Origin of the sequence: Modestobacter sp. NPDC049651, from assembly GCF_040659695.1 — a bacterium.
Classification (GTDB): domain Bacteria; phylum Actinomycetota; class Actinomycetes; order Mycobacteriales; family Geodermatophilaceae; genus Modestobacter.
In genome coordinates this window covers 25,920-33,412 of sequence record NZ_JBFAOG010000026.1, presented here as the reverse complement: position 1 = coordinate 33,412, position 7,493 = coordinate 25,920, and the positions used below count along the sequence as shown (strand labels likewise).

At 76.4% G+C, this 7,493-nt stretch carries 6 protein-coding genes and 1 pseudogene; 5 read left to right on the top strand and 2 right to left on the bottom strand.

The features are described from left to right. A pseudogene (locus tag AB0J00_RS21615) lies at nt 1–236 on the bottom strand (RNA polymerase sigma factor SigE); the annotation flags it as partial. Between the two features lie 178 nt (nt 237–414). Here AB0J00_RS21615 and AB0J00_RS21610 point away from each other — a divergent pair. Next, nucleotides 415–1,734 carry a glucose-6-phosphate dehydrogenase gene (locus AB0J00_RS21610; RefSeq protein ID WP_357749081.1) on the top strand — a complete coding sequence of 440 codons (1,320 nt, stop codon included), beginning with the start codon at nt 415–417 and terminating at the stop codon, nt 1,732–1,734. A 7-nt stretch (nt 1,735–1,741) separates the two neighbouring features. Here AB0J00_RS21610 and AB0J00_RS21605 read toward each other — a convergent pair whose 3' ends face one another. After that, the gene (locus tag AB0J00_RS21605) at nt 1,742–3,535 is read right to left on the bottom strand and encodes an FAD-dependent monooxygenase (RefSeq protein ID WP_357749078.1); all 1,794 of its coding nucleotides are present in this window, start codon (nt 3,533–3,535) and stop codon (nt 1,742–1,744) included. 264 nt (nt 3,536–3,799) lie between these two features. Between AB0J00_RS21605 and AB0J00_RS21600 the strand changes: the two genes are divergently transcribed. Genes AB0J00_RS21600 through AB0J00_RS21585 form a run of 4 tightly spaced genes read left to right on the top strand, consistent with a single transcriptional unit; the run spans nt 3,800 to nt 7,425 of the window. Continuing rightward, the gene (locus AB0J00_RS21600; protein ID WP_357749075.1) at nt 3,800–4,168 is read left to right on the top strand and encodes a group 1 truncated hemoglobin; all 369 of its coding nucleotides are present in this window, start codon (nt 3,800–3,802) and stop codon (nt 4,166–4,168) included. Nucleotides 4,169–4,192: 24 nt separating this feature from the next. Beyond that, on the top strand, nt 4,193–5,332 hold the full coding sequence (locus AB0J00_RS21595) for a globin domain-containing protein (RefSeq protein ID WP_357749072.1): 1,140 nt from the start codon (nt 4,193–4,195) through the stop codon (nt 5,330–5,332). Continuing rightward, nucleotides 5,329–6,030 carry a DivIVA domain-containing protein gene (locus AB0J00_RS21590; RefSeq protein ID WP_357749069.1) on the top strand — a complete coding sequence of 234 codons (702 nt, stop codon included), beginning with the start codon at nt 5,329–5,331 and terminating at the stop codon, nt 6,028–6,030. The genes AB0J00_RS21595 and AB0J00_RS21590 overlap by 4 nt, the downstream gene beginning before the upstream one ends. 51 nt (nt 6,031–6,081) lie before the next feature. After that, a complete protein-coding gene (locus AB0J00_RS21585) occupies nt 6,082–7,425 on the top strand; it encodes a M20 family metallopeptidase (protein ID WP_357749066.1) in 1,344 nt (447 codons plus the stop codon). The last annotated feature ends 68 nt before the right edge of the window (nt 7,426–7,493 follow it).

Here is a 7,493-nt window from a genome sequence, read left to right as displayed (position 1 = left end):
AGGTCCTCCGCGTCCTGCTGGTTCCCCGACAACCGGTACGCCAGCCGGTACACCCGCGCCGAGTGCTCCCGCACCACCTGCTCCCACGACGGGGCCTCCCAGCCCTCGCGCTCGGGAGCCGGCGCGGTGCTGGTGGGAGCGGTGCTGGTGGGAGCGGTGCTGGTGATGGTGTCTGCAGCGGACATGGGGGTGCCTCCAACCCGTGAACGGTCGGCAGGTCTCCCCCACCAGGCCAGCGGCCGGGCCGGCGCCCCGGGCCCGGTCGAACCGAGCCGTACTGACGAGACGTCCGCGGAGGGGTACTCCCCTACTGCCGACGATCATGCCGCACGCCCGAGGCGGTTGTCCACCGCCACCACCTGTGAACAACCTGGCAGTCCGGGCCCGCAGCGGGCCGGGGAGACTGACCCGGACATGGACGCCTCCCCCGCCTCCCCCGCCCTGTCCCGACTGCTGCTGCTGGGCGCCACCGGCGACCTCGCCGGCCGGTTCCTGCTGCCGGCCCTCGCCGGGCTCCCCGACCCGGTGCAGGTCGTCGGCGCCGCGCCGGCACCCCTCGACGACGCCGGTCTGCGCGCCGCGGTCGACCCGCGGCTGGCCGCCGCCGGGGTCCCGGCGGACGCCCGCGCGGCGCTGCTGGGCCGGCTGCGCGGCCGGCCGGTCGACCTCACCGACCCGGCGACCGTCGCCGCCGCGGTGCGCGCCGCCGCCGGGGAGGAGGGCGCGCCGATCGCGGTCTACCTGGCCCTGCCCCCGGCGGCGTTCCCGCCCGCGCTGACCGCGCTGCGCGCCGCGGGCCTGCCGGCCGGCAGCCGGATCGCGGTGGAGAAGCCGTTCGGTGCCGACCTCGCCTCCGCGCGGGCGCTCAACGCGCTGCTGGCCGAGGTCGCCGGCAGCGAGCCCGCGGCGTTCCGGGTCGACCACGCGCTGGGCATGCCCGCGGCGCAGGCGCTGCTCGACGCCCGCGCGCCGGGCGGCCCGCTCGCCGGCCTCTGGGACGCCGCGCACCTTGCCCAGGTCGACCTGCTGTGGGAGGAGGGGCTCGGCCTGGAGGGCCGGGCTGCGTTCTACGACCGCACCGGCACCGTCCGCGACGTCGTCCAGAACCACGTGCTGCAGGTGCTCACCCTGGCCACCATGGAGCTGCCCGGGACGGCGGACGCCGTCGACCTGCACCGCGCGAAGCTCGACCTGCTGCGGGCCGTGCGGCTGGAGCACCCCGACGACCCCGGCGCGTGCACCCGGCGGGCCCGGTACACCGCCGGCACGCTGCCCGACGGCCGGCGGGTGCCGGACTACGCGACCGAGGACGGCGTCGACCCGGCCCGCGGCACCGAGACGTACGCGGAGCTGGTGCTGCGCATCGACACCCCGCGCTGGGCCGGCACCCGGTTCGTGCTGCGCGCCGGCAAGGGCCTGGACGGCGGCCGGACCGGCGTGGCGCTGCACCTGCGCGCCCCGCTGCCCGGCGACCTCCCCGTCGGCCGGCGCACCGCCCCCGACCGGCTGTGGCTGGGGCTCAACGAGGACGGCGGGCAGGGCGGCGAGCTCGACGCCTACCGCCGGGTGCTCGCCGACGTGCTCGGCGGCGGCGACCGCACCTCGGTCAGCGCTGCCGAGGCCGAGGCCTCCTGGCAGGTGGTCGACCCGGTCCTGGCCGCGTGGCGGGCCGGCACCGTCCCGCTGCTGGAGTACCCGGCGGGCTCGGCCGGGCCCGGGCTGCTCGGCGGCTGACCGCCGGTCAGCGGCCGAGCACCTGGGCGAGCGCTGCGGTGAGCCACTCCTCGGCCGCCGCCGCGGACTCCGGCGCCTGCTGGTGCCGGGCGGCGACGTGGAGGTCCGGGCGCACCAGCAGGACCCCGGCGTCGCCGGTCTCGCGCAGCTCCGCCCAGGTGCCGTACGGGTCGTCGAAGGGCAGCCCGGGGCCGATCGCCACCTCGGTGATCTCCAGCCCGAACCGCTCCCCCGCCGCCCGCGCGGCCGCCAGCCACGGGTCACCGCCCACGCCGGTGACCACGGCGAAGCGGCCGCGGCCGGCCAGGTCCAGCGTCGACACCCGGTGCCCGGCGCGGGTCACCCAGGTGTGCGGCAGCTTGGCACCGGGCCAGGTGGTGGGCTGGGCGTAGAGCTCCGGGTCGCGCCGCCACTCCGGCATCGGGGTGCCGTCGGGCACCACGGCCGCGGACCGGTAGCGCTGGTTGTGCTCGACACCGTGCGCGTCGAACTCGTGCGCCTTGTAGGCGATCGCCTCGCGCAGCGCGGTGCGGATCTTCTCCCCCTCCGGCCCGGGCGCCTTGCGCAGCGCGAGCTGTCGCTCCAGGGCCGCGACGTCGGTGGTGTCGGTGAGGTCGAGCGCGGTGAGGATCTTGCCGGTGTCGGCGATGCTCTGGTTGGCGCGCTCGACGATCTGCCGGGCGATCGGCGCGCGCTCGGCGTCGTAGCTGTCCAGCAGCGAGGGCGCCGCCGTGCCGGCGACGACGGCGCTGAGCTTCCAGGCCAGGTTGTAGGCGTCCTGGATCGAGGTGTTCGAGCCCAGCCCGTTCGTCGGCGGGTGCCGGTGCACCGCGTCGCCGGCGCAGAACACCCGGCCGCGGGACAGCGTGGTGGCGAAGTGGTGGTTCACCGTCCACGGGGACGCCGAGGTCACGCGCATCTCGAAGTCGTCGGTGCCGACCAGGGCCACGGCCAGCTCCCGGACGACGTCGTCGCTGAGGGTGGGCGGGCCGGCGGCCACCTCGTAGCCCCACATCAGCATCCACTCGGTCCACGGCTTGATCATCCGGAGCACGCCGAGGCCGACGCCCTCCTTCTCCGCGCCCGGCTGGAGCATCCAGTAGAGGACCGAGGGCCGGTGCGCCACCAGGTGGGTGAGGTCGGCCTCGAACACGATGCTCAGCGCGCCGGCGACCGCGCCCGGGCCCTCGAAGGGCAGGTCCAGGTCGGCGGCCACCCGGCTGCGGGCGCCGTCCGCCCCCACCAGGTAGCGGGAGCGGATCGTGTACTCGGCGCCGGTGAGCCGGTCGCGCACGGTGGTGGTGACGCCGTCGTCGTCCTGCACGTGGCCGAGGTACTCGGTGTCGAACCGGATCCGGGCGCCGCGCTCCTGGGCGGCCTTCATCAGCACCGGCTCGGTGATCGTCTGCGGCGCGTCGACCATCGTGCAGGGGCTGGCCAGCTCGTAGTCGGCGTGCCGCACGGTGTCGGTCCCCCAGGACGGGATCCGGCCGAGCTCCTCACCGGCCAGGCTGGTGCAGAAGGTGGTGTTGCCCATCTGGTGCCAGGGCGTCGCCACCCGCAGCAGGGCCTCCTCCAGGCCCACGTCCCGCAGCGTCTCCATCGTCCGCTGGTTGGTGATGTGCGCGCGGGGCGTGTCCGACAGCCGGCCGTACTTGGTCACCACGAGCGTGCTGGTGCCGTAGCTGGCCAGGAACAGCGCGGCCGCCGCCCCTGCCGGCCCCGAGCCCACGACCAGCACGTCGACCTGCACGGCGGCCTCCCCGCCACTGGTCCCGGTGCGGTGTGCGGCTGCGGTCATCGGCGTCCCTCTCCCCGGCGGGCCGCGGCCGGCCGCCGCGTGGCGGAAGACTCCTGGGACGCCGCCGGGTGTGTCAAGGGCCACCCGCGGACAGGTCGCGCGGCACCCGGTCGGAGGCCACCTTCCGTACACGCCGAGGAGTGCCGTCCCCGGGTGGCGGGTGCCCGGACCTGCGCCGACACTGCCGAGGGACCGTGTCGCTGCCGTCACACTCGGTGAGCGGTCCGGGGAACGTGCCGCTCACGGGGGAGGACGGGAGACCTGATGTCGCTGTACGAACGCCTCGGCCGGGAGGTCGGGATCCGGACCGCCGTCGACGACTTCTACGAGCGCGTCGTCGCCGACCCGCAGCTCGAGCACTACTTCGCCGACGCCGACCTGCCGCAGCTGCGCCGGCACCAGGCCGCCCTCCTGGTGCAGGTCACCGGCGGCCCCGCCGGGTACTCCGGCCGCGACCTCGCCACCGGCCACGCCGGGCTGGGCATCACCGCGGCGGACTTCGACCGGGTCGTGGGCCACCTCGTCGGCACGCTGACCGCGCTGGGCGTCGGCGACGACGACATCGCCGCGGTGGGGGCGGCGCTGAGCGCGCACCGCGACGAGATCGTGGCCGAGCCCGCCGCCGCGGGCTGACCCGGACGCCGGCCAGGGGACCGCATGGACATCCCGGCGATGCGCGCCACCTTCGCGAAGGCCGCCGCCCACGGGGACGAGGCGCCGCTCTGGTTCTACTCGCACCTGTTCCTCACGCACCCGGAGACCCGGGAGCTGTTCCCGGTGTCGATGGCGCACCAGCGGGACCGGCTGTTCGCCGCGCTGGGTGAGGTGGTGGCCCGGGTCGACGACCTGGAGGGGCTGGTGCCGGTCCTGCAGCAGCTGGGCCGCGACCACCGCAAGTTCGGCACCGTGGCCGCGCACTACCCGGCCGTCGGGGCGAGCCTGCTGGCCACGCTGGCGCACTTCGACCCCGCGTGGGACGACGCGGTGGCCGCGAGCTGGACCGAGGCCTACGAGCTGGTCGCGCAGGTGATGGTCGAGGCCGCCGACGCCGACGAGGGCACCCCGCCGTGGTGGGACGCCGAGGTGGTGGCCCACGAGCGGCGGACCCTGGACGTCGCCGTGCTGCGGCTGGTCACCGAGCAGCCGCTGGAGTACGCGCCCGGGCAGTCGTTGTCGGTGGAGACCGACCTGCGGCCGAAGCTGTGGCGCTGGTACTCCCCCGCCAACGCCCCACGGCCGGACCGCACCGTCGAGCTGCACGTCAAGGCGCGCGACGGCGGGCCGGTGAGCACGGCGCTGGTGCGCGGCCTCGCCGTCGGCGACGTCGTCCGGCTCGGGCCGCCGGTGGGCGGGCTGCGCCTGGACCCCGACTCCGACCGCGACCTGCTGCTGGTCGCCGGCGGCACCGGCCTCGCGCCGGTCAAGGCGATCGTCGACCAGGTGGCCCGGCAGGGCCCGGCACGGCGGGTCGACCTGTACCTCGGGGTGCGCACCGAGCACGACCTGTACGACGAGGCCGACCTGCGCCGGCTCGAGCAGGAGCACCGCTGGCTCACGGTCACCCGCGCCGTCTCGCACGACAAGGAGTCCGGGCTCGAGCACGGCGACGTCGGCGAGGTCGTCGTCCGGCACGGACCGTGGAGCAGCCGCGACGTCTACGTCGCCGGCAACGGCCCCACCGTCGAGGACACCGTCGCCCGGCTGGCCGCCTCCGGCCTGCCGGCAGACCGGGTGCGCACCGAGGTGTACGCCCCCAGCAGACCAGCACCGGACGTCAACGGAGAGGGAACCCGATGAGCGCCCACGAGCAGCCCGCGGACGACGGGCGGCGGCTCAGCCCCGCCGACGTCGACGCCGTCACGTTCACCCAGGCGACGATGCTCCACCCCGGCTACGTGACCACCGAGGTCGACGACTTCCTCTCGGTCGTCGCCGGGGAGCTCGGCCGGCTGACCACCGAGAACCAGCAGCTGCAGGACCGGGTCGAGGAGCTGCAGCAGCGGGTCGACAGCGCGCCGGCGCCGGTGTCGCCGAGCGACCAGGCCGTCGGCATCCTGATGACCGCCCAGCAGACCGCCGACCGCTACGTGGCCGAGGCGGAGGAGGTCAGCCGGCAGATGACCAGCACCGCGCGCACCCAGTACGAGGAGCAGCTGGCCGCGGCCCGGGAGAAGGCCGGCGCGATCATCCAGGCCGCGCAGGAGGCCGCGACCCGGGTGGTCGGACCGGCTCCGGGGGCGGGTGGCGGCGGGGAGCACCCCGACGCGGAGCTGCTGCAGGAGCAGGTGGCCTACCTCAAGGCGTTCGGCTCGGCGGTGCGCACCCAGCTGCGGTCCTACCTGGAGGCGCTGATCGCCGACGTGGAGCACGAGTGGGGCCGGGCCGACCCGGCCGGAGTGCCCCCGTCGCCCACGCGCATCCCGGCCCAGCGGCCGGACGTCCGGCGGCAGCCCGTGCCGGCGCGCTTCGAGGGGAACGCGGCCGGCGGGAGCTGACCGGTGCCGCGGAGGGGTGCGGCCGGGCGCCGCCCCCGGTAGACACGACCCATGACCGCGGACGGCGCCACCGGTGAGCGGTCGCCCCGCTCCGTCGACACCCACCACCTGGACCAGCTGCGCGCGCAGACCGAGCGGCTGGCCGCCGCCGCCGAACCGCTGCGGTCGGACTTCGCCGGCGCACCGGAGGAGCTGCTGGCCCGCGCGGAGGCGGCGGTCGAGGCGGCCGGCCCGGAGCTGCTGGCGCTCAGCCACGACCTGCACGCCCACCCCGAGGAGGGGTACGCCGAGCACCGGTCGGTGCAGGCCGTCGCCGACCTGCTGGCCGGGCACGGGCTGACCGCCGAGGTCGGCGCGCACGGGCTGCCGACGGCGCTGCGGGCCAGCGCCGGGTCCGGCGGCCCGACGGTGGCGGTGCTGGCCGAGTACGACGCGCTGCCGGGCATCGGGCACGGCTGCGGGCACAACATCATCTGCTCGGCCGCGGTCGGCGCGTTCCTCGGCCTGGCCGCCGTCCTCGCCGACGGCGCGCTGCCCGGGACGGCGCTGCTGCTGGGCACCCCCGCCGAGGAGGGCGGCGGCGGCAAGGAGCTGATGGCCCGCGCCGGCGCCTTCGACGGGGTGGACGCGGTCGTGATGCTGCACCCGTTCTCCTACGACGCGGCCGTCCAGCCCTTCCTCGGCCGGCGGCAGCTGCGGGTCCGCTACACCGGCATCGCGGCGCACGCCTCGGCCCAGCCGTTCATGGGCCGCAACGCGCTGGACGCCGTGGTCGCCGGCTACCAGGGCGTGGCGATGCTGCGGCAGCACGTCCCGGACACCGACCGGGTGCACGGGGTGATCACCGACGGTGGGCAGCGGCCGAACGTCGTCCCGGAGACCGCCAGCGCGCTGTACTACGTCCGGTCGGCGACCCCGGAGACGCTCGCCGACCTGTCCCGGCGGATGGAGGCGATCATGATCGCCGCGGCGGCGACCACCGGCTGCGGGTACGAGCTGGTCTGGGACGAGCTGCCGGCCTACCTGCCGATCCGGGCGAACCTGGAGCTCGCCGCCCGCTGGACCAGGGCCCAGGCCCGCCGCGGGCGCACCGCGCTGCCGCCCGGGGTGACCCCGGCGTCGCTGGCCGGGTCCACCGACCTGGGCAACGTGAGCGTCCGGGTGCCGGCGATCCACCCGATGATCGCCATCGCCGGCCCGGAGACCTCCATGCACACCACCCAGTTCGCCGCGGCCGCCGCCTCCCCGGCCGGTGACCGGGCGGTGCTCGACGGCGCGGTCGGCCTGGCGCTGACCGCGCTCGACGTGCTCGCCGACGCGGACCTGCGGGAGGCCGCCCGCGCGGAGTTCGACGCGGCGGGCGGGGTGCTCGACGTCCGGGAGGTCCTGGAGTGACCGGGGCCTTGGAATGACCGGGGCCCTGGTGCCAGCGCAGCAGTCCCAGACCGCACCGGACGCCCGTC